At 64.7% G+C, this 21,475-nt stretch carries 19 protein-coding genes and 2 pseudogenes; 6 read left to right on the plus strand and 15 right to left on the minus strand.

The features are described from left to right. The first annotated feature begins 153 nt into the window (after positions 1 to 153). Positions 154 to 993, plus strand: coding sequence for a cell envelope integrity EipB family protein (locus AC1DZY_RS20355; RefSeq protein ID WP_476821974.1), 840 nt, complete (start codon positions 154 to 156; stop codon positions 991 to 993). On the opposite strand, the gene AC1DZY_RS20360 is transcribed toward AC1DZY_RS20355, so the two are convergent. Beyond that, positions 950 to 2,305, minus strand: coding sequence for a DNA polymerase IV (locus AC1DZY_RS20360; protein ID WP_476821975.1), 1,356 nt, complete (start codon positions 2,303 to 2,305; stop codon positions 950 to 952). The genes AC1DZY_RS20355 and AC1DZY_RS20360 overlap by 44 nt on opposite strands. Continuing rightward, positions 2,302 to 2,589, minus strand: coding sequence for a DUF3572 domain-containing protein (locus tag AC1DZY_RS20365; protein ID WP_476821976.1), 288 nt, complete (start codon positions 2,587 to 2,589; stop codon positions 2,302 to 2,304). Before AC1DZY_RS20365 ends, AC1DZY_RS20360 begins: the two co-directional genes overlap by 4 nt. A gap of 143 nt (positions 2,590 to 2,732) precedes the next feature. Here AC1DZY_RS20365 and AC1DZY_RS20370 point away from each other — a divergent pair, with 143 nt between their 5' ends. After that, a complete protein-coding gene (locus AC1DZY_RS20370) occupies positions 2,733 to 3,101 on the plus strand; it encodes a response regulator (RefSeq protein ID WP_476821977.1) in 369 nt (122 codons plus the stop codon). 18 nt (positions 3,102 to 3,119) lie between these two features. Next, entirely contained in the window at positions 3,120 to 4,496 is a 1,377-nt protein-coding gene (locus AC1DZY_RS20375) for a PleD family two-component system response regulator (RefSeq protein ID WP_476821978.1), read from the plus strand. Positions 4,497 to 4,757: 261 nt separating this feature from the next. Here the strand turns inward: AC1DZY_RS20375 and AC1DZY_RS20380 are convergent, their stop codons facing one another. Beyond that, a complete protein-coding gene (locus tag AC1DZY_RS20380; protein ID WP_476821979.1) occupies positions 4,758 to 4,958 on the minus strand; it encodes a hypothetical protein in 201 nt (66 codons plus the stop codon). A gap of 432 nt (positions 4,959 to 5,390) precedes the next feature. Between AC1DZY_RS20380 and AC1DZY_RS20385 the strand changes: the two genes are divergently transcribed. Further along, positions 5,391 to 5,603 carry a hypothetical protein gene (locus AC1DZY_RS20385; protein WP_476821980.1) on the plus strand — a complete coding sequence of 71 codons (213 nt, stop codon included), beginning with the start codon at positions 5,391 to 5,393 and terminating at the stop codon, positions 5,601 to 5,603. 223 nt (positions 5,604 to 5,826) lie between these two features. Here the strand turns inward: AC1DZY_RS20385 and AC1DZY_RS20390 are convergent. Continuing rightward, positions 5,827 to 6,893 (minus strand): IS630 family transposase gene (locus AC1DZY_RS20390; protein ID WP_476821981.1). Its coding sequence is split into 2 segments (ribosomal slippage): positions 5,827 to 6,401 and positions 6,401 to 6,893, totalling 1,068 coding nucleotides; the frame shifts between segments, so codons are not numbered across the junction. A 132-nt stretch (positions 6,894 to 7,025) separates the two neighbouring features. On the opposite strand from AC1DZY_RS20390, the pseudogene AC1DZY_RS20395 reads away from it, so the two are divergent. Next, positions 7,026 to 7,259 (plus strand): annotated as a pseudogene (locus tag AC1DZY_RS20395) (IS3 family transposase); the annotation flags it as partial. 143 nt (positions 7,260 to 7,402) lie between these two features. On the opposite strand, the pseudogene AC1DZY_RS20400 reads toward AC1DZY_RS20395, so the two are convergent. From AC1DZY_RS20400 to AC1DZY_RS20440, 9 genes and pseudogenes are all read right to left on the minus strand, one after another. Continuing rightward, positions 7,403 to 8,168 (minus strand): annotated as a pseudogene (locus AC1DZY_RS20400) (IS5 family transposase). Positions 8,169 to 8,265: 97 nt separating this feature from the next. After that, positions 8,266 to 9,261 (minus strand): ABC transporter ATP-binding protein, encoded by a 996-nt coding sequence (locus AC1DZY_RS20405; RefSeq protein WP_476821982.1) that lies wholly within the window; start codon positions 9,259 to 9,261, stop codon positions 8,266 to 8,268. After that, a complete protein-coding gene (locus tag AC1DZY_RS20410; protein WP_476821983.1) occupies positions 9,258 to 10,280 on the minus strand; it encodes an ABC transporter ATP-binding protein in 1,023 nt (340 codons plus the stop codon). Before AC1DZY_RS20410 ends, AC1DZY_RS20405 begins: the two co-directional genes overlap by 4 nt. Continuing rightward, a complete protein-coding gene (locus tag AC1DZY_RS20415) occupies positions 10,277 to 11,158 on the minus strand; it encodes an ABC transporter permease (protein ID WP_476821984.1) in 882 nt (293 codons plus the stop codon). The genes AC1DZY_RS20410 and AC1DZY_RS20415 overlap by 4 nt, the downstream gene beginning before the upstream one ends. Further along, on the minus strand, positions 11,155 to 12,093 hold the full coding sequence (locus AC1DZY_RS20420; RefSeq protein ID WP_476821985.1) for an ABC transporter permease: 939 nt from the start codon (positions 12,091 to 12,093) through the stop codon (positions 11,155 to 11,157). Before AC1DZY_RS20420 ends, AC1DZY_RS20415 begins: the two co-directional genes overlap by 4 nt. Positions 12,094 to 12,107: 14 nt before the next feature. Next, positions 12,108 to 13,694, minus strand: a complete 1,587-nt coding sequence (locus tag AC1DZY_RS20425; RefSeq protein WP_476821986.1) for an ABC transporter substrate-binding protein — start codon at positions 13,692 to 13,694, stop codon at positions 12,108 to 12,110. A 29-nt stretch (positions 13,695 to 13,723) separates the two neighbouring features. After that, complete coding sequence (locus AC1DZY_RS20430) at positions 13,724 to 14,839, minus strand: mandelate racemase/muconate lactonizing enzyme family protein (RefSeq protein ID WP_476821987.1); 1,116 nt, start codon at positions 14,837 to 14,839, stop codon at positions 13,724 to 13,726. Between the two features lie 238 nt (positions 14,840 to 15,077). Beyond that, positions 15,078 to 15,893, minus strand: a complete 816-nt coding sequence (locus AC1DZY_RS20435) for a hypothetical protein (RefSeq protein WP_476821988.1) — start codon at positions 15,891 to 15,893, stop codon at positions 15,078 to 15,080. A gap of 1 nt (position 15,894) precedes the next feature. Then, positions 15,895 to 18,276, minus strand: coding sequence for a CaiB/BaiF CoA-transferase family protein (locus AC1DZY_RS20440; protein WP_476821989.1), 2,382 nt, complete (start codon positions 18,274 to 18,276; stop codon positions 15,895 to 15,897). 258 nt (positions 18,277 to 18,534) lie between these two features. Here AC1DZY_RS20440 and AC1DZY_RS20445 point away from each other — a divergent pair, with 258 nt between their 5' ends. Next, a complete protein-coding gene (locus tag AC1DZY_RS20445; protein WP_476821990.1) occupies positions 18,535 to 19,593 on the plus strand; it encodes a LacI family DNA-binding transcriptional regulator in 1,059 nt (352 codons plus the stop codon). 175 nt (positions 19,594 to 19,768) lie between these two features. On the opposite strand, the gene AC1DZY_RS20450 is transcribed toward AC1DZY_RS20445, so the two are convergent. Both AC1DZY_RS20450 and AC1DZY_RS20455 read right to left on the minus strand, forming a co-directional pair. Then, complete coding sequence (locus AC1DZY_RS20450; protein ID WP_476821991.1) at positions 19,769 to 20,833, minus strand: LacI family DNA-binding transcriptional regulator; 1,065 nt, start codon at positions 20,831 to 20,833, stop codon at positions 19,769 to 19,771. Next, complete coding sequence (locus AC1DZY_RS20455; protein ID WP_476822056.1) at positions 20,833 to 21,474, minus strand: ThuA domain-containing protein; 642 nt, start codon at positions 21,472 to 21,474, stop codon at positions 20,833 to 20,835. Before AC1DZY_RS20455 ends, AC1DZY_RS20450 begins: the two co-directional genes overlap by 1 nt. Between the last annotated feature and the right edge of the window lies 1 nt (position 21,475).

A 21,475-nucleotide genomic window follows, 5' to 3' on the forward strand; every position in this document is an offset into this window, starting at 1 on the left:
TCATGGCCGATGGCTGCGTGGACAGCAAGCATGCCGCCATGTCCCGTCGGCAGCCCCGGCAGGCGTTGCGATAAGCCGGGTGCACGCCTTGTTTGCGCCATTGCCGCATTGCACCTAGATTCGTGAGGGCAACGAAACGGAGCGGCGGTCGTCATGAACATGAACGGTTTCGGCCTGACAGGCGGTCTTGGCGTGGTGGCGATGTTGGCCGGCATGGCCGCGACAGCCCACGCGCAGCCGGCGGCCCGCGTCGTGCTCGCGCCCCACCGTGCCGTCTACGATCTGGTGCTCGATCCGAGCAAGCCGGCCAAGAGCATCGATTCGGCGCGTGGGCGCATTGCCTTCGATTTCACGGGCGATGCCTGCGAAGGCTACGCGCTCTCCTTCCGGCAGGTCACGCAGCTGACCATGTCCGAGGGGGGGCCGCGCACGATCGACGCCCGCACCACGAGCTTCGAGGCCGGGGACGGCGGCAATTACCGCTTCAAGACCGAAAGCTCGACAGGCGAGGCGCCCAACGAGATCGTCGACGGCACGGCCGAGAAATCCACCGGCGGCTACAGCGTCCGGCTGCGCGCGCCGAAGGCCGAGACCCACCGCGAGGATGCAGACGCGCTGTTCCCCAACGCCCAGATGAAGGCGGTCATCGAGGCGGCGCGCGCCGGCAAAAACACGCTCAACGTCAGGCTCTATGACGGCGCCAACAGCGGCAAGGAGGTCTACGACACGCTGTCGGTGATCGGCAGGCGGATCGAGAGCAAGCCGTCGGAAGAGCCTCTGCAGAAACCGGAATTCGAGAAGCTCGCGCGCTGGCCGGTGACGATCTCCTATTTCAAGGTCGGCTCCGGCGAAACCACGCCGTCCTATACGATCGCGTTCGAGCTCTACGAAAACGGCGTCACCGGCGCGGTCAAGCTGGACTATGGCAGCTTTGCGCTGAGCGGCACGCTCACGCGTCTGGATCTTCTGCCTCAGGCGGATTGCGCGAAGTAGCGCCGGAATCGCGCCGCCGCTCGGGCGCGCGCAGGCTCAAGCCCTTGCCGATCGAAGCGTCGCCGAAGCGGGCGCGCAATTTGTCGAGCGCGCCTTCCATAGCCTTCAGCCTGGGCGTCGCGACATCGGCGAGATCGCCATGGTCGGCTTCCTCCGGGCTGCTGAAGTCGCTCGCGCCGATGCCGATCAGGCGGTAGCGCTGGCCGGTGCATTCGCGCCGCAGCAATTCGCGGCCCGCAGTGAACAGCCGGCCGGCGAGCTGGGTCGGCTCCGGCAGCCGGCTTGCGCGGGTGATCGAGTGGAACTCGGCCGTCTTCAGTTTCAGCGTAATGGTTCGCCCGGCAAGCGCCTGCGCCTTCAGCCTTTTCGAGGTCTTCTCGCAGAGCCGCCACAGCACCGGCTCCAACTCGTCGAACAGCGCCAGATCGACATCGAGCGTGGTTTCGCTGGAGACGCTCTTGGTCTCCCGCTCGGGCGTGACCTTGCGCTCGTCGATGCCGTTGGCGAGCTTCTTCAGGCGCGGTCCGTCCTTGCCGGCGAGCCGGAAGAGCTTTTCGACCGGCGCCTCGCGCAGATCGCCGATCAGGCGAAAGCCGGCTTCAGCGAGCTTGGCGGCGCTGGCCTGGCCGATGCCGGGGATCAGGCCGACGGGTTTGCCGGCGAGAAATGCCACGGCCTCGGCCCGGCCGATGATCGAGAAGCCGCGCGGCTTGTCCATGTCAGAGGCGACCTTGGCGAGAAACTTCGCATAGGACAGGCCAACCGAGATGCTGATCCCGATCTCGTTTTCGATGCGGCGCGCAAACCGGGCGAGGCTGAGCGCCGGGCTGGCATGGTGCAGCCGCTCGGTTCCGGAGAGATCGAGGAAGGCTTCGTCGATCGAGATGGGTTCGACCAACGGCGTCAGCTCCTGCATCAGCTGGCGAACCTGTCGGCCGACCGCGACGTATTTGGCCATGTTCGGCTTGACCACGACAGCCTCGGGGCAGGCCTTCAGCGCCTTGAACATCGGCATGGCCGAGCGCACGCCATAGGTCCGTGCGATGTAGCAGGCCGTCGAGACGACGCCGCGCTTGCCGCCGCCGATGATCACCGGCTTGTCGAGCAGGCTCGGATCGTCGCGCTTCTCGATCGCGGCATAGAACGCGTCGCAATCGATATGGGCGAGGCTCAAGGCATCGCGTTCGGCATGCCGCAGCAGGCGCGGCGAACCGCAGGCCGGGCAGCGGCGCAGAGCCGTGCCGCCGTCCTCGTGGTCGCAAAGGCAGTCGCGGCACAGGATACGCGGTTGCAAGGCGGGAGGCCCGGTCACGGAATGTCGCCCGGCGGTCCTGACAGAACCTGACGCGCCGAGCCGATGATTTCCGGATTCAGGCTTAAATTTCCGGCAAATTCGAGCAGAAGCGAATCGTTGCCGGAAAGATGATCGAGCACTGCCAGCAGAAAGCCCGGTTCTTGCGCCGCAGCCCTCAGATTGGCCGGTCCGAGCCCGGTTGTGGCCAAAAACGGCTCCAGCCGCTCCGGTTCCGAGGCCAGAAATGCAAGGCCCTGCAGCGCCAGCGTCTCGGCCTGTTCGGGGGTCAACAGTCTTGCCATGATGATCTTGCGCCTTCGAGTCGAGGATCGGGTTTGCGTTTCGTCAACGGCTCGCGTGCTAGCGTCAATCTTGAACGAGGCCGCCAGCTTGGAAAGTCCGGGTCGAACCGGTTCTGCCCGTGGCGCGAATGAGAGGCGGCACCATGAAGACCGTTTTGATCGTCGAGGACAACGAGCTCAATATGAAGCTCTTCAACGATCTGCTCGAGGCCCATGGCTATGCGACGCTGAAGACCGCCGACGGCATCGAGGCGATCGAGCTCGCGCGCACCCATCACCCCGACCTGATCCTGATGGACATTCAGCTGCCGGAGGTCTCCGGGTTGGAAGTGACGAAATGGATCAAGGAGGACGACGCCCTGAAGTCCATCCCCGTCATCGCCGTCACCGCCTTTGCGATGAAGGGCGACGAGGAGCGGATTCGCGAGGGCGGCTGCGAGGCTTACCTTTCCAAGCCGATCTCGGTCGTGAAGTTCCTCGAGACCGTCCGCGCCTATGCCGGCCCGGCCTGATTTCCTGAAAGCAAGCCCATGTCAGCCCGCGTTCTGGTCGTCGACGACATCATCACCAATGTGAAGCTGCTGGAAGCGAAGCTTTCGGCGGAATATTTCGATGTCGTCACGGCCCTGAACGGACCCGAGGCGCTGGCGATCTGCGAGCGCGGCGAGGCGGATATCGTCCTGCTCGACGTCATGATGCCTGGCATGGACGGTTTCGAGGTCTGCCGAAGGCTGAAGGGCGGCGCTACCACCGCCCATATCCCGGTGGTCATGGTGACCGCGCTCGACCAGCCCAGCGACCGCCTCAAGGGTCTCGACGCCGGCGCCGACGACTTCCTGACCAAGCCGCTCGACGACACCGCCCTGTTTGCCCGCGTGCGCAGCCTCGTGCGGCTGAAGTCGATGACCGACGAACTGCGCAACCGCGCTCTCGCCTCGCGCCGGCTCGGCATCGCCGACCCGCTGGCGGCCGCTGCGTCCGAAACCGGGCTGAACGGCCGCATCCTGCTGATCGAGGATCGCCCGACCGTGACCGAGCGGCTGCAGGTTGCGCTCTCGGCCTTCCATGTCGTCGAGGTCGAGCCCGATCCGCATCAGGCCCTGGTCCGCGCTGCCGAAGGCGAGTTCGACAGCGTGCTCGTCAGCCTCGACCTGAAGGCCTATGACGGCCTGCGCCTGTGCAGCCAGCTGCGTTCGCTGGAGCGGACGCGGAACATTTCAGTGCTGATGCTGGGAGAAGCCGAGGATCGCGCCCGCATCCTGCGCGGGCTCGAGATCGGCGCGCATGACTTCCTGATCCGCCCGATCGATCGCAACGAACTGCTGGCGCGGGTGCGCACCCAGGTTCGCCGCAAGCGCTTCACCGAGAAGCTTCGCGACAGCGTCCAGTCCTCCATGGAAATGGCGGTGATGGACCAACTCACCGGGCTGCATAACCGCCGCTTCATGGACAGCCGCATGGGCTCCATGTTCGACGAATCGGCGCTGCGCGCCCGCTCTCTCGCCCTGCTCGTCCTCGACGTCGACCGTTTCAAGACCGTCAACGACACCTGGGGCCACGATGCGGGCGATGAGGTGTTGCGCGAATTCGCCGATCGCGTCCGCTCCTGCACGCGCGGCATCGACCTCGTCGCCCGCATGGGTGGCGAGGAAGTGGTCGTCGTATTGCCCGACACCACGCTGGACGCCGCCTATGCCGTCGCCGAGCGCATTCGCGAGCGGGTCGAGGCTGAGCCCTTCAACATCCACCGCAACACCCGCACGATCACGGTGACGGTGTCGATCGGCGTCGCCGGTCGTCGCGCCGGCGATGTATCCTCGGCGGAGATGATGAAGCGTGCCGACGAGGCGCTGTACCGGGCCAAGGATTCCGGCCGCAACCGCGTGATCGTCGCCAACGCGGCGTAAGACCGATCCGTTTGGTTTCCAGGTAAGGTTAAGTCCCGATGAATATTGGTGAATCGATCCGATTGGATTGATTCCCGGCTTTGCGGCTGTAGGGTCGATCTTAAGGCAGCGGCCGCAGTTTGGCCGCTCCGAGACGCCCCTCGGGTGCTCAGGTCCGCCGCATCTCCTGGGAAACCGGAGGGCTCGGCCGGTCGGCAGCGGACATTCTGGCCTCCTCAGAACCGCGACCGGCCGGCCACCTTCCATCCGGGGAGGGCGCGCTCAGAAGTAGCGCGAGAGCAGCGCCGGCACGCCGTAGCCCAGCGCCGCAAACAGCGCGAGAATCCCGAGCAGCATCAGCGCCGCCTTGACCCTGCTCAAGGCAAAGCGCGAGGAATCGACCTCGACGATCAGTTTGAGGAAGCGCCGCAGCGGTCCATGCGACCTTGTCTGGTGCTCGACATCGTTGTCGCCGCTGTTCAACGCGAAGTCCTGATCCGGGAGACGAAAGAAAAGGGTGCCGCACGATACGCGCCGCCGCGCATGCGCCAGCCGGCGGCGAAACGACGCCGGATATCGCTTTACATTGCGCCAGAGCGCGCATTCGCGCCGTGACATATTCGTCGCATATGAAAGCAAATGCGAACGTGGCCGCATCCAGGCGGGCGTTGGCGATGTTGCGGTGCAACAGGCCAATCCCCGCGCCTTGCCCTCTGTGATATTCTGATGACGATTCGCAGCCTTGCCTTGTCGTCGGTTGCGAAGATGCTGGCCTGACATCCTCAAACAATGGAGCGACCCATGCGTATTATCGCATTGGCGCTCTGTCTCGCGGCATCACCGTGGGGCGGAGGGCTTGTCTACGCGCATAGTTGGTACCCGTACGACTGTTGCAGCGATCGCGATTGCTGGCCGATGGGGCTGGATGCCGATGCGAGAGAACCTGAACCGCGCATCGTTCCGGGCGGTTACAGGACCCATGATGGGCATTTCGTGCCGGAAAGCGCGACGCGCGTCTCGAAGGACGGACGCTTCCATGTCTGCCGCAGTGGCGGAACCCTGACTGGAACCGTCATCGCGCCGTCGCAGCGCCCGTTCTGCCTGTTCGTGCCCAAGCCGTCCTACTGAGGAACGGCCAAGTCGAAGTCCGTGGTCAGAACAAAAGAAAAACCGCCCGGAGAGGGCGGCTTTCGGCAGGCTTTGCTATGCCCTTAAGGAAACCAGGATAACTTTATCTTGGTAATTTTCCAATCGAAATCCGCCGAACTGGACTGAAACAATCCGTGACAGCTAAACTACTGCTGTCAACGAATTATCATTTTCCAGTTGTTTCATGTCATACCAATGGCCCTTATGATTGACCGACATGGGCCCATTCTCGCATCCCGATGGATGTGATGGTCTTGGGCTGATCGACGAGGCGGTTCCATGCCTCGCATGCGGCGTCGATGATGTCGTCGTAGCTGTCAAAGACGCGGTTTGAGAGCCAGTTGGCGCGCAGATACTGCCAGATGTTTTCGACCGGGTTCAGTTCGGGCGAGCGCGAGGGCAGGAAGATCAGCGAGATGTTTTTCGGCACGACAAGCCTGGCCGTGGTGTGCCATCCGGCACGGTCGAGCAGCAGGACGGCATGGGCGCCCTTTGCGACCGTCACGGCGATCTCGTCGAGATGGGCCTGCATGGCGTGGGTGTCGGCGAAGGGCATGGCGAGCGCGGCGCCGACACCGCGAGCCGGGCAGATCGCCCCAAACAGATAGGCGCTCTCGTAGCGTTGATCGGCAGGCTGGCGCGGCCTGGTCCCGCGCCTGGCCCATTGCCGGACCAGACCGTTCTTCTGGCCTATGCGGGCCTCGTCCTGGAACCAAAGTTCAATCGACTTGCGCCTGGGCAGATGGACGAGATGGGCCTTCAGCGTCGTCGCGAAGCTTTTTTAAAGGCGTCGATCGTGCGCTCGTCCTGAGCCGGATGGTGCGGCCGCGCGCTGATATGGGAGAAGCCGATCTGCTTCAAAAGCTTGCCGATCGTGCGCTCGTGATAGTCAACGCCGAAGCGCTCGCGGACGACCTTCTGCAGATCGATGCGCCGCCAGCGCACCACGCCATCGACGGCCCGGTCGGGGCCGGTCTCGACGATCGTCGCCAAGGCGGCGAGTTGATCGGTCGAGAGCCTGGGCGGATGCCCTTTCGACGGGATGTCCTTCAGCCGGTCGGGGCCGCCTTCGTTGAACCGGTGAACCCAGTCGCGCAGCGTCTGGCGATCCATGCCGCCGATCCGCGCCGCCTGATCCCGATCCATGCCGTCGAGAACAGCCGCCAACGACAAAAGCCGGCGGCTCTGATTGGAGTGTCTGGCTACGGCCGCAAGCCGTCGCAGGTCGAAAGCCGAGTAGTCCGTCCGAAGCTTCACCGCAGCTGGCATGGCGCGAATCCTCCTCGCGCCCATGGAATCAGCGAAACCGACCGCTGAAAAGACCCCGTGAGTCAGCCGCGATGCCCGTTGGTATTATTTCATGCGGTGCCAATTTTTTGTGACCCTGCGTGATCCGGGCAGCACAACCTTGAGCACGCGATGAGCCAGCGTGGAAACTGCCACGACAATGCGGTGGCGGAGAGATTCTTCAATCTGCTCAAGCGCGGGCGGATACGCCGAAGAACCTATCGAAACCGGGATGAGGCACGGCAGGACGTGTTCGAATATATCGAGATGTTTTACAACCCGAAGCGCAAGCACGTCCGAAACGGTATGCTGTCACCCGTCGAGTTCGAAAGGCAGCAGAAAATCTGAACCGCAGGCGTCCACAAAACTCGAGGCTATTTACCTTTGGCTCCCAGAAACACCGACTTTTGCAACGACATCGGTCCATTACAGCCGCCTGGAACGGCCGCTTTCGGGCATAGGCACCGCCGCCATCCGAAACCGCAAACATCCTAGGCCGTCGACTCATTACGTCGTAGCCAGATCCTGACGCATGCGAGCTTGAGACCTGCCAGGAAGTTCTCCGCGAGCTTGTCGTAGCGGGTGGCGATGCGGCGTAACTGTTTGATCTTGTTGAAGAAGCGCTCGATCAGGTTCCTGTCCCTGTAGAGGTGGCGGCTGAAGCAGATCGGGTCCTTCCGATTGCTCTTGGGCGGGATGTTGGCCCAGGCTCCGCGTTCGCCGACGAGCGCGCGCAGGGCGTTGGCGTCGTAGCCCTTGTCAGCCAATAGCATCGCGCCGGAGCGAGGTAGCCCGTCAGCTCTGCGGCGCTGGCGATGTCACTGGCCTGGCCCGCCGTCAGCTTGAGCTGGATCGGGCGCCCTTTCGCATCGACGAGGGCGTGGATTTTGGTGGTGAGCCCGCCTCGCGAGCGACCGAGACAACGATCTCGACCCCCCTTTTTCCGGTTGCACCCTGCTGGTGGACCCGCACGACCGAGGTGTCGATCATCTGGACGTCGCCGTCGTAAGCCTTTGTGATCGCGTCCATCAGGCGATCCCAAACGCCGGCTTTGCGCCAGCGATTGAAGCGATTGTAGATCGTCGTCGGCGGGCCGTAACGCGCCGGCACATCCGCCCAGGGCGCGCCCGAGCGAAGCACCCAGAAGATACCGTTCAGGACGCGCCGATCATCGACCCGCGGCACGCCGCGCGGCTTGTTGGGAAGATGCGGCTCGATCGCCGTCCATTCAAAATCGCTGAGTTCGTAGCGTCCCATAGCCAAGCTCCTCTTTCGGAGCTTGAATCACGAAATCGCCGCCGCTGGAATCGGCCCGACCCGCTTATGGGTTTACGGCCTAGCGAAACGATCCGTGCTAGCTGGCGCGGATCGGGTTTGGCTCTGCGAAATGGCAGGCGGCGGCATGGTCGGACGCGACCGCCTTCAGTTCTGGCCGTTCGCTCCGGCAGCGCGCCACCGCGATCGGGCAGCGGCTGTGGAAGGCGCAGCCGCTCGGTGCATTGCTTGGGCTTGGAACATCGCCATTGAGGACGATCTGTCGCCTCGGCGCATCCGGGTCCGGGTTGGGCGCGGCCGAGAGAAGCGCCTGCGTGTAGGGGTGGTGCGGCGTGTCGTAAACCGGACGCTTGGGACCGATCTCGACGATCCGCCCGAGATACATCACGGCCACCCGCGTCGCGATATGGCGAACGACGGCGAGATCGTGGGCGATGAACAGGTAGGTCAGGCCGCGGCCTTCCTGAAGATCCTGCATCAGGTTGATGACCTGTGCCTGAACCGAAACGTCGAGGGCGGAGACCGGCTCGTCGGCCACGATGAACGACGGACCGGCCGCGATCGCCCTGGCGATGCCGATCCTCTGGCGTTGACCGCCTGAGAACTGGCGCGGGTAGCGGTCCATGACGGACGCCGACAAGCCGACCTGATGCAGGAGTTGCGCAACCATCTCGCGTCGCGCCGGGCGCGAGGGCGCCAATCCGAAAGCGTCGATCGGTTCAGCGACGATGTCGGCTACGCTGCGGCGCGGGCTCAATGAGCCGAACGGATCCTGAAAGACCATCTGCATCCGCTGACGCATCGCACGCAGGGGGCGCGCGCCAAGCCCGGTGAGGCTGACGCCTTCGAACAGCACCTCGCCGCCGCTGGGCGGGATCAATTGAAGGATGAGACGGCCCAGCGTGGATTTTCCGCACCCTGACTCGCCGACCAGCGCCATGGTCTCGCCACGCCTGATGTCAAAGGACACGCCATCGACGGCGCGGACATCCCGCGCGCTTCGTCCAAGGCCCAGGCCAGCTTTCGCGCCGAAGACCTTATGCAGGTCCCTAACCGACAAGAGGACGTCGTTCATCGGGCCAACACCTCCGCTCCGCTCGGCGTGGCCGCTTCCTGCAGCAGCCAGCAGGCAGCCTCATGTCCGGGCCCGATCCGTACCGCCGGAGGACGGTCCATCGCGCAACGCGGGAGGCTTTCGGTGCAGCGCGTGTGGAAGGCGCAGCCGGCGCGCAGCGGCCCGGGCGGAGGCACGTTGCCTGGAATTTGGTGAAGGCGCCGGCGCTCTTCGTCGAGCCGCGGGATCGATTGCAGCAGAGCGCGCGTGTAAGGGTGCGACGGCCTGCGGAAGATATCGCGCACGCCGCCGCTTTCGACGACCCGACCCGCATACATGACGACCACTCGCTGGCAGGACTCCGCCACGACGCCCAGATCATGCGTGATCAGGAGGGTGGCCGTTCCCAGCCTGGCCTTGAGATCGCGCAGGAGCGCCAGCACCTGTGCCTGGATCGTGACATCGAGCGCTGTCGTGGGTTCGTCGGCGATCAGCAGCCGCGGGTTGCAGGCGAGCGCCATGGCGATCATGACGCGCTGGCGCATGCCGCCGGAAAACTGGTGCGGAAAAGCATCGATCCGCTGTTCCGGATCGGGGATTCCGACAAGTCCGAGAAGTTCGAGCACGCGCGTCCGGCGCGCAGCGGCACCGAGTGTCTGGTGCAGGAGGATGGCTTCGCCGATCTGGTCGCCGATACGCATCACCGGGTTGAGCGAACTCATCGGCTCCTGGAAAATCATCGCGATGTCGCGGCCCCGGATCTCGGGAAGCTGCTCCCGCGGCAGGGTGGTCAGATCGACGCCGTCCAGCAGCACCCGGCCACCTGCGAGGTGGCTGGGCGGCTCGGGCACCAGGCGCAGGATCGAAAGGGCCGTGATCGACTTGCCCGAACCCGACTCCCCCACCAGGCCGACCGTCTCTCCTGACCTGATGTCGAAGCTGACCTCATCGACCACACGCAGCCGCGCGCCCTTGGGGCCGAATTCGACGCTGAGCCCTTCGACCTGCAGCAGCGGGCGCGGTTCGGCGACGGCGTTCACGACGAAATCTCCGGATCGAGCACGTCGCGGATGGTGTCGCCCAGCAGGTTGAAGGCGAGCACGACGCCGGTGATGGCGAGGCCGGCGCCGATCACGGGCCAGGGCGAGCCGAACAGGTTGTTGAGGCCGTCGCGAATGATGTTGCCCCAGCTCGGCTGGGGCGCCTGCGTGCCGAGGCCCAGAAAGCTCAGCGAGGCCTCGAGCCGGATGGCCGAGGCGGTCCAGAGCGTCATCAGCACCACGATGGGTGCTGCAATGTTCGGGATGATGTGCCGTACGATAATGCGAAAGGTCGTGACGCCCGAGGCGACGGCGGCCTCGACATAGGGCTCTGCCCGCACCGTCAGGGTCTGCGCCCGGGCCACGCGCGCGAAATTCGGGACGAACGCGGCGGCGAGCACGATCACGATGTTCCAGAACCCGCCCCCCAGAGCCGCGGCGATGATGATGGCGAGGAGCAGTTCGGGAAAGGAGATCAGCAGATCGATGATCCGCGAGATGATCCTGTCGACCAGGCCACCGAAGAAGCCGGCAACGACCCCGAGCGTGGTGCCGATTATGGCAGCCAGCAACGGCGCAAGCACGCCGATGATGAGGGAGTTCCGCGAGCCGTAGATCATACGCGACAGCACGTCCCGGCCGAACTGGTCGGTGCCGAGCCAGTGATCCCAGGATGGAACGCGATTGATCTTGGTGTAGCTCTGCGCGAGCGGATCATAGGGTGAAAGCAGCGGCGCGAAGGTCGCGATCAGGACGAAGAGCAGGATCAGGACGACGGCGGCCATGGTGCCGGGCCTGTCCAGAACGACCCGCCGGGCGATGGCGAGGCGGGACGGCTCGGGCGCGATCGTATCGATCTGGTCTGCGGCGACCGTCATGCCTGTACCCTCAGCCTGGGATCGACGGCGATGTAGAGCAGATCGATCATGAGGTTTACGCCCACGACGAGCAGCGCAAACACGATGATGCCGCCCTGGATGACGGCGTAGTCGCGTTCGCTGATCGCTCCGATCAGCAAGGTCCCGAGGCCTGGCCGGTTGAACACCAGTTCGACCGCCACCGAGCCCGACAGCGTGGCGAGCAGGCTGATGCCGAGACCGGTCGTCAGCGGCAGCAGGGCGTTGCGCAGCGCATGGCGGTAGATGACGCGGCCCTCGCGCGCACCTTTGGCGCGGGCCGTGCGGACATAGTCCTTGCCGAAGACCTCGAGCAGCGAAGTGCGCGTCAGCTTGCCGATGAAGGCGGCCTTGAGGAAGGCGAGGGTGAGCGCAGGCAGCATGATGTGATGCAAGCGGTCCCAGAAGCCTTCTCCGCCGCCATTGATTGGAAACAGTCCGAGATTCAGCGATAAACCGATGAGCAGCAGCGCCCCCAGATAGAAATCCGGCACGGCGTAGCCGATGAGGGAAAACAGGCGCACGCCTGTATCCGGCAGTTCGTTGCGGTGTGTCGCGGCGAGCACCCCGAGCGGCACGCCGATCGTGACGCCGATCAGGGTTGCCACGATGGTCAACTCGATCGTGAAGGGAAGCGCGTGGGCGAGAAGCGTCACGACCGGCTGGTTGTGCAGCAGCGAGCGCCCGAGATCGAAGGTCAGCACGCCCGCCAGAAAGTCGAGATATTGGCGCCAGAGCGGCAAATTGAGTCCGAACCGTTCGCGAAAGGCCGCAAGCTGTTCGGGCAGCGCGTTGTCGCCAAGGGCGGCGAGGGCCGGATCGCCCGGGAGAATCCGCATCGCCCCGAAGACAAGGGTCAGGACGAGCAGAACCGTCGGCACCGCATCGAAGAGGCGTTTCAGAAGAAACTGACCCATCCCGCCCTCGCTCCTCAGACGCGCTTGGTCGCGCGATGGAAACGCCAGCGCGCGTAGCCACCCTTCACCTCGTAGCCGAGGTCGATATTTCCCCGGCGCGCAACGGTGAAGGAGAGGGTCGACAGGCCGATGAGCGGAAGGTCGCGCAAGACCTGCAGCTCGATCTGCCGGCAGATCGCTTCGTAGTCTTTCAGACTCGTCGAGTTGAGGGCCTTGTCGAGCAGTTCGTCGATACCGGGCATGGCGACGCCGTAATGGCTGTAGTTTCCGCCGCCGGTTCCGTCGGCCGTGACCAGCGAGGCCTTGGCGAGCTGCTGCTGGTAAAGCTGCGTCGGGATTGGCGGATAGCTCGACGAGTGCATCGCCAACGTGTTCTTGTCGGAGCGATTATCGGCATGATAGGCTGTGTGATCCCCGATCTTGAGATCCATGTTGAAGCCGCCCTCGCGCAGTTGCTCCTGCACGATGAGCATGGTTGAGGCGTAGTCCTCACGACGGCTGCTGTTGGCGGAGAAATTCACGCCGTTTGGAAAGCCGGCCTCCGCAAGAAGCTGGCGCGACCTGCGTGGATCATGCGGATAGCGCAGCTCCGGCGGCAGCTCCTCGGTCGTGAAGCCGGCAGGAAAGCCGGCAGGCTGGAGGCAGGCCAGAACCCCGCCCATCGGCGCCAACGCCTGCGACACGGCCGGCCGGTTGATGGCATGCATCAGCGCCTGGCGGACCTTGAGGTTGCCGAAAGGCTGGCGGGTCAGGTTGACATGCAGCGTGTTGAACGAGCCCGGAGCGGTCATGTCCATCTTGACGGTGCGGTCGCGCTGCAGGATCGAGTCGACCCAGCCCGGCGCGCGGACGGCTTCCATCATGTCGATCTTGCCGGCGAGCAAAGCGAGCGTGCGGGCGGTCGTGTCGGCAATGTAGAGGCACTCGACATTGCCGATTTTGGCCTTCTGGCCCCAATAGCCCTCATGGCGCTTGAGGATCACCGCGCCATTGGGGTCGAACTTGGCAAGTTCGTAAGGCCCCGTCCCGACGGCGTCGGTGGCGAAGCGTTCCCCGAGTTCCAGCGCGGCTTTCTTGGAGACGATCGATGTGTTGTTGCTGAAGGCGATCGAGCCGAGAAACAGGGCGTCGGGACCCTTGAGCCTGATGACCACGCCATGGCGGCCGTCCGGCTGGACGTCTGCGATGTTCGACATCACGGTGGTGTTCGTGCCGCTGCTGATGGCGCGTTCATACGAGAACACCACGTCCTCGGAGGTCATCTCTCCGTAGCCCTTGTGGAACTGCACGCCCTCCCGAAGCTTGAACCGCCAGGTCAGCGCGTCGTCCGACTGTGTCCAGCTGACCGCCAGGGTCGGGATATTGTCTTCGGGCTTGACCGCGAAGCGGCCGTCGTCGGGCCGGACGAGCTGTTCGTACATCTGCTCGGTCGCCCAGTTGTCCGAGCCCTGCGTGGTCAGGTTGGGATCGGTATGCCGCGGACGTGCGGCCGCGATGCCGATGCGCAGCACGTCGGCTTCCTGAGCGTGGGACGAGGCGAGCCCGGCGATGCTTGCCGCGAAGGCGGCCGTCCCGAGCTTGAGCACTTCACGACGATCCATGGACTTTCCTCCGGTTGAGTGGCGGTTTGTCAGACGGTTTTGCGTCTGAGTTCGCCATCGTTGATGGAAATACCCAGCCCGGGCCCGTCCGGGATGGTGAAACGTCCGTTCTGAGGCTTCGGTAGATCGGGAAAGGCTGCATCCATACGGCCCGAACCGTCGGCGTACTCCGCGGGCTTGGTGAGATGCATGATCGCGCCCAGGACGTGCAGGTTGGCGACATGGCCGATCGTAGGCTGGGTCTGGTGCGGCACCAGTTCCACGCCATGGGCAAAACAGATCGCCGCGCACTGCATCAGGCCGGTGATGCCGCCCATCTTGACGATGTCGGGCTGAACCATCCGGACGCCCGCATTGATGATGTCGACAAGGGCCTGGAGCGTGTAGGTCTGCTCCGCGGCCGAGACGGTAATGTCGAGCCGCTGAGCGACCTCGCCCATATTGCGCACGTCATAGTGCTGGACGGGCTCCTCGAACCAGACATAGTCGAGGTCTTCGAGCGCCCGGCCAACCCGGATAGCGCCGCCGACCGAGTAGCCATTGTTGGCGTCGAACGCGAGGGGGAAGTCCTCGCCGACGAGATGGCGCACCGCCCTGGCCTTCGCGATGTCGCCGGGAATGTCCAGGTCCAGGCTGGAGCGGTCGCCGTCGCGGCGGACCTTGATGGCGGAGGGCTTCTCGCGCTGGAACCGGCCTTCGACGACTTTCAGCACCTCGTCGATCGGGCGCTTGGCATTGCCACCGATCGATGAATAGAAGGCGACATCCTTGCGCCATGCTCCGCCCAGCATCTTCGCGATGGGCAGGCCCAGCACCTTGCCCTTGATGTCCCACAGCGCGATATCGACGGCCGCCAGCGCGCCGGTCAGCGCGCCTTCGGGCCCGAGCTTGATGTTCTTGTGAAAGAAGCGGTCGTGCAGGACTGCCTGGTCGAAGGCGTCGGCTCCGATGAGACCCGGCGCGATATCGCGGCCGATGATGCCGAGCGAATGCAGCCCGCCCTGCATGGGGGACGCTTCGCCATACCCAACTACGCCGTCGCTGGTGGTGATCCGAACGAAGGCGCTGCGGCTGCCCGGAGGATCCTCCGGCGACCATGCCACCTGAAACGGCTCGACGCTTTTGATCGTCGCTGGCGCGTGCACGATATCGACCTCCCATTGCGGGAGGAGCCTTGAAGAACCGGCGAATGCTGTCTGTGCTGCTGCCCGGCGCGCGTCATGCCGCCAAAACAGGCCCAGCCCTAGGCATCATACCGCCATCGTTCCTCGCTCCTCACGTTTCCACCTGATTGCCTGCTTCTTTTTGGCGTTCCGTGCGTCACCCGCCGGCCCGCTGAAGATCGATCTGACCACATGTTCGTTCGAACGGGCAAAGCACGCATCACCCGGCTCTTTGCGAATAGAGCTGCGTGCGCCGGAACAGCGCGGCCGGCCGCCCGTCGGCCAGCATGAGTTCTTCTGTGACGACGTAATTCTTGCCGCGCCGCTCGAAGGTCTCGCTGATCACACTCGACGTCTCGAGACGCATGCCGGCGGCCACGGACGCGAAGTGCCGCGCCTCGCAGCCGGTGAGCACCACCGGCCCCGGCCAGCGAAAGCTCCCGTTCACCTCGAACATGGCGCGACGCATCAGGAGACCGGGATGGGCGAGGCCCTCCCTCTCGTAGACCGGGTGCCGTTCGTCGAACGCCGTCCGCGATATGGCGATGTCGGCCTGCGTCAGCACGGCTCCTGCCGTGGCGCCACGCAGGCCGACCATCTGCTGGTCGGCTGCGATCGGTGGACGGTTCTCGCTCACCGCGAGCACGGGCCATGCGGCGAGTGCAGGCGCGGGCGTTGCAGCGGGAGGAGCGATCCAGCCCTCGGCAACCAGTTGTCCGTCCAGACCGTGCATGGCGAGCGTAAGCCTTCCGCCGTCGCCGTCTGGAGCCGCGTCGATGCTGACGTCGTCGCCATTGTAGACAGGCCGGCGGAAGGTCGCTGCCATCGCCCCGGTCTCGATCCAGGATCGGCCCCACAGATCGACCGCGAGCCGGCTGAAATGGCCATAAAGGAAAGCGCCGGGCACGAGCGCGGCCCGATAGCCCATGCGCTTTGCCACCTCGTCATCGTGGACGCTGCCCCGGTAGCGCGGACTGTCGTCCAACCGGATGGTGAGCGTGACGGGTGCGGGACGGGTTATCGTCATGGCGCGCACCTCAGAAGCCGGCCAACGGCCGGGTCGCGGTCGCATTCGCGGCCCGGGCGCGGGCGATTTCATGAGGCGCCAGGCCGGCGATGCGAGCCAGCACGTCTTCCGTGTGCTCTCCGAAAGCGGGTGCTGCCCGGTGTTGGCTGCCGGGCGTGCCGCTGAGATGGAAGGGCAGTCCCGGATGGGGGTGTTCCCCCGCGTCGGGATGACGGAGCCGATGGAAGAAGCCGCGTTGGGACAGGTGTGCGTCTTCGGCCAAATCGCGCGGGGTCTGCACCGGCGCGGCGGGCACGCCCGCCTGCTGGAGGCGCTCCGCCAGCACGTGCCGGTCCTGCGCCGCAGTCCAGCCTGCGACCAGCGCCGTGAGGTCGTCCTCATGGCGTTTACGGTCCGCCATCGTCGCGAAGCGCGGGTCGCAGATGAACTCGGGACGGTCGACCACGCGGCACAGCGAGGCCCACTCCGTATCGTCGCGGACGGCGATCGCGATCCATGAGTCCGGCCCCTCGCAGGGGAAGGCATCGTGGGGTGCAACATGATCAACCCTGTTGCCGTTCCTGACCGGGTCGCGTCCGGTTTCGGTCGCGGCCAGGATCTCGCCGCCGATGAAGTGCATCGCGGCCTCGACCTGGGGCACCTCGACCTGCTGGCCTTCGCCCGTGCGCTGACGGTGCATGAGCGCGGTGAGAACAGCGGCTGCGGTATTGAACCCGCCGATCGGGTCCAGATAGGACGGTCCCGTCGTTTCCGGCTGCGCGTCGCGATAGCCTACGAGGCTCGACATTCCCGCGGCCATCTCCATGGTCGGGCCGAGCGCCGCATGGTTTGCCAGCGGTCCGCGAACGCCGAAGGCAGGCAGTTCCGCCACGATGATGTCCGGGCGCGCTTCCCGAAGGCTGTCATAGTCGAGCCCCAGCTTTGCCAGCGTGCCGGGGCGGAAATTACAGATCACCACATCGCAGGCCACGGCCAGCCGCTTGGCGATCTCGCGGCCTTCGCCGGTCTTGAGGTCGAGGATGCAGGACAGCTTGTTGACGTTCTGCGAGTTGAACAGAAAGGAGCGATCATAGGGACGCTCGCCCGGCTCACCTGCCGGGAAGTTGTCCGGGTTTGGCTTCTCCTTGTTGAGCCGCCAGGAGTTCACCCGATTGGGCGACTCGATGTGGATGCACTCGGCGCCGAGGAAGCCAAGCACGCGGCCCGCCATCGGCCCCGCCCAGGCCGTCGTCAACTCCAGCACGCGCAGGCCGGCAAGAGGCCCCGAACCGGTCACGGCCGCGTCCGTTTTCGAGGGCTGGGCGAGGGCCGGAGCCGGGCTCCGCGCCTGCTGGACCCGGCTTTGACCCAACGCCGGCGCCCCTCCCGTCACCTTGCGGGGCGTACGCGAGAGCCTGAAAGGCGGCCCCAGGATCGGCTGGCCATCGGGCAGTCGTTCCCAATAGCCGCGTTCCAGCAGGTGCTTCTGGCGCGGAAGTTCGGTCAGGCGATACGATTTGGCCGCGATGACGTCGGCGCGTTGGAGCTTGTCCACCAGCGCTTCGGCGTCTTCATCGGCAAGATGGATCTGGATGATCTCGAACAGCTGGATCCAGTTCTGACGCCGGATCGCGGGATCGGCGAAGCGCGCGTCCTCTATCAGATGATCGAGGCCGACCGTCTCGCAAAAGCGGGTCCAGCGATGGTTGTAGATCCAGATGCAGACCCAGCCGTCACGACACCGGACCTGACCGCAGGGGTTGGTGATATCTCCGCGACGGCGGAGCGCTCTGCTGTAGATGTGCTGGAAAGCGTAGGGAAAGCACATGGCGGCGGCTGTCTCGGCGGCCGAGATCTCGACATGCTGCCCGCGCCCGGACGTGCCGCGCGCCAGCAGGGCCGCGGCAGCGCCGATATGCGCCGCAAGGCCCGCCGCGTAGGAGGAGCGCTCGCCGCAACCATAAAGCGGCTCGCGCTCTTCCGCGCCATTATTGAACATCATGCCCGATAACGCCTGGATGACGATTTCGGGGCCCTGCCAGCCCGCGCGGGGGCCGTCATGCCCGAATGGCGTAATTTCGACCGTTACGGCGGATTGCGGCAAGGACAGGTCTGAACGGCTCACCGACGGGCCCAGAATGGCGACATCGGTGGAGCCGAAGAGCTCGTCCCGCTGCTCACGTGACAATGAATCGAGCACAATGGACGACTTGCCTGAATTGAGATGCAGAAATGTCAGCGACGCGTCGCCGGCCATGGACATCGGCGCCTGAGACCGGAGCACCGAACCGCCTGCGGGCTCGATCAGCGCGACATCCGCACCAAAATCCGCAAATAACCGCGAGCAATACTGTCCCGCGATCGATTCAGACATGTCCAGCACGCGGATGCCACGCAACGCAGGGTGCGGCATGTTTGCAGATCCTCCCGCTCGTGATCGGGGCATTCTGCGGCCCTCGAATTGGCAAGAGTCTAGCTCGCGTTGAATTATCATTCAAGATGCTTACGCTCGACTCTCACTCTTATCAGCGAAGATCCCGATTTGGCTTTATTTGTGATCAAAAACGACACGACAGCGCGTGGAATCGCGTCTTGATTCGGAAAAGGCCCAGAATTCTTGACGATACCGGCCAACAATCTTCTTGCATCAGTGATGCAAGCGTGTTTCAGAATGGCCATGAGCGAACGTACATTGACATCGCGTGACCTGGCGCAGCTGATCGGCGTCAGCCAGTCGGCCGTCTCGCGCGCCTTCACGCCCGGTGCGTCAATCTCGCCGCGATTGCGCGCCCGGGTGCTCTCGGCTGCTGAACGCCTCGGTTACAACCCGAGTCCCGACCGGACCCTGTCTGCCCAATCACGCGATGTCGTCGGACTGGTGATCTCCGATTTGAGGAATCCGTTCTATTCCGCGCTGCTTGAGCGAATGACCCAGGCTCTGCAGGAGGCAAAGCTCCAGACACTGCTGTTCAACATCACGCGCGGCGCCGACGTGAAGCAGCAGCTCGCGGCGCTGAAACTGCACAATGTCTCGTCGGTGATCGTGATCTCGGCAACGGTGCTGTCCGCCAGGGATCTGCTATGGGCAGCCGAGGGACGCCAGATGCTCCTGGTGAACCGGGTCGCCGCCGAGACGGATCTTCCGTCGGTCACCTGTGACAGCGTCGCAGGCGCGCGCGCCGTCGCCGACCATTTCCACGATCTCGGCGTCCGCAAGGTCGCCTATATCGGGGGGCTCGCGCATACGGTGATCGCCCGCGAAAGGCGCGATGCATTCATCACGCGGATCGCCGAGCATGGCATGACGCTGACTGACGCGCTGAGCGCCGGCGAATACAGCTACATGGCCGGATGGAAGGCGGCACATCACCTGTCATGCGCGAGCCGGCCCGAGGCCGTGTTCTTCGCCAACGACATCCTCGCGGTCGGTGGCATGGACGCCTTGCGCGACGAGCGCGGGTTGAACATTCCCCGAGACATCGCGGTGGCTGGCTTCGACGACATTGCGATGTCGTCCTGGCCCCATTACCAGCTCACGACAATCCAGCATCCGATCGACAGAATCGTGGAAGAGGCGATTGCGCGGGCGATGCCGAATTCCAAGCCGTGGGCTGGCCCTCTGGACCTGCGCTTCCCCGGCACACTGGTGAAGCGGTCGTCAACCCATTGGGGCTTTGACGAACCGCCGATGGCTCCACGAGACTGGAGCCGCAATCGCCCTGATGTTTAACAGTCGGCGTTGGTGAGCGTCGTTTCCCGATTTTCGCGGCTGAGCAGTTCGCTTCGGGAGTATCCGGCAGTGCCTGTGCAACGGCCGACATCGTCGCCGCCGCTATCGTTGGCGCCACCTAAAACGGGTGCTCGGTGCCCTTCATATTTGGAGATCTATCGCGGCTACGCCTGTCTTACGGCAGGTTGTCGCGCAAGAAAATGTCGATGCCGATGCGCTCCTGATCCGGATAGAGCGGATCGCCCGAACAATAGGCCAGCAGCACGCGCGCCGCCGAGCGCGCCTCATGGCCGGGATTCTGGCTGATGATCGCGTCGATCTCGCCGCGCAGCAGAAAGCGACGCGTATGGGCGGTGAGCTCATGGGCGATCCAGACGACATCGCCGCTGCGACCAACCTCGTTCAGCGCGGCGGCGATGCCGCGATTGCCGGCGCCGACATTGTAGAGACCGACGAGGTCGGGCTTCTCGCGCAGCAGGGACGCCGCGGCGCGATAGGTCAGCCCGTTGTCGTCCCGGCCCTCGATCGCCGGGAAGACCGTGAGCTGCGGATACTCGCTCGTCAGAACCTGATTGAAGCCGAACTGGCGCTCGGCATGGTCGCGCAAAGCCAGCGATCCGGCAATCACGCCGACGGCTCCGGAGCGGCCGTTGAGGAAGCGGCCCATCAGGGTCGCGGCCGTGCGCCCGGCTGAAGGATTATCGATGCCGACATAGTGCAGGCGCCTGGCGCTAGGTACGTCCGACACCAGCGTGACGACCGGAATGCGGCGATCTGCCAGGTCATCGATCGCGGCGCGTACGCGCGGATGGTCTAAAGCGATGGTGGCGACGCCGGCATAGCCGGGAAGGACGCTTTCCAGAGCCCGCGCCAGCGCGTCCGGCTCGAACACATCGACATGCTGCACGTCGATGACGGCGCGCTGGCTGGCAAGCCAGTCGGCCGTGCCAGCGATCTGTTCCGCCAGCAGGGTCATGAAGCTGTTGGCCCCGGTCGGCAGGATGAACAGGAAGCGAAAGCTCTGGTTGCGGGCAAGACGCGCGGCTGCGGGATCAGGCCGATAGCCGAGCCGGGAGACGGCCGCCTCGACACGCGCGATCGTCTTGCCGCGTACGCCGTCACGGCGGTTGACGACACGGTCGACGGTCGCGACGGAAACGCCGGCAGCGCGTGCGACATCCTCCAGCGTCGCCTTGCCGGGCAGCGTCTTAACGACCGGCGCGATGCCGCCATCCGCCATCAGCGCGCGGCCCAGAGCATCCCGCGCGTCAGCATCGTGCGGATTTCCGGCACGTCCAGCTCATAGGCGCGGTGGCCGAGCGAGCAGTAGAACACACGCCCCTCGCCATAGGGTTTCTTCCACGCCACGGGCATCACCGCGCCCGCGATCCAGGGCGAATGCTCGCCGCTGAAGGTCGTCGTCGCGAGCACCTCGTTGGCCGGGTCGACATGCATGTAATACTGCTCCGAACGGTGCTCGAAACTTTCGATGCCGGCCATGACCGGGTCGTCGGGCCGGGTGATGTCGACCGTGTAATCGATGATGTTGCCGGGATGGGCAACCCATTGGCCGCCGCACATGAACTGGTAGTCCACCGAGTCCCTGAAAGCATCGCACATGCCACCGTGATGGCCTGCGAGGCCGACGCCGCCGCGCACGGCAGCGCAGAGCGCCAGCGCATCCTCCTTCTCGATCTTCGACATGGTGTAGATCGGCACGATCAGGGAGAGATCGCGGATCGCCGGATCGGAAAACACCGATGTCGAGGTCTCGACGCGGACATCGAAGCCCTCCGCCCTGAGCCAGCCCCGCATCATCGAGGCGCAGAGATCGGGATCATGTCCCGCCCAGCCGCCCCATACGATCATCGCCTTGCGCATC

The sequence above is a fragment of the Allobosea sp. P2_A10 genome, from assembly GCF_056405115.1.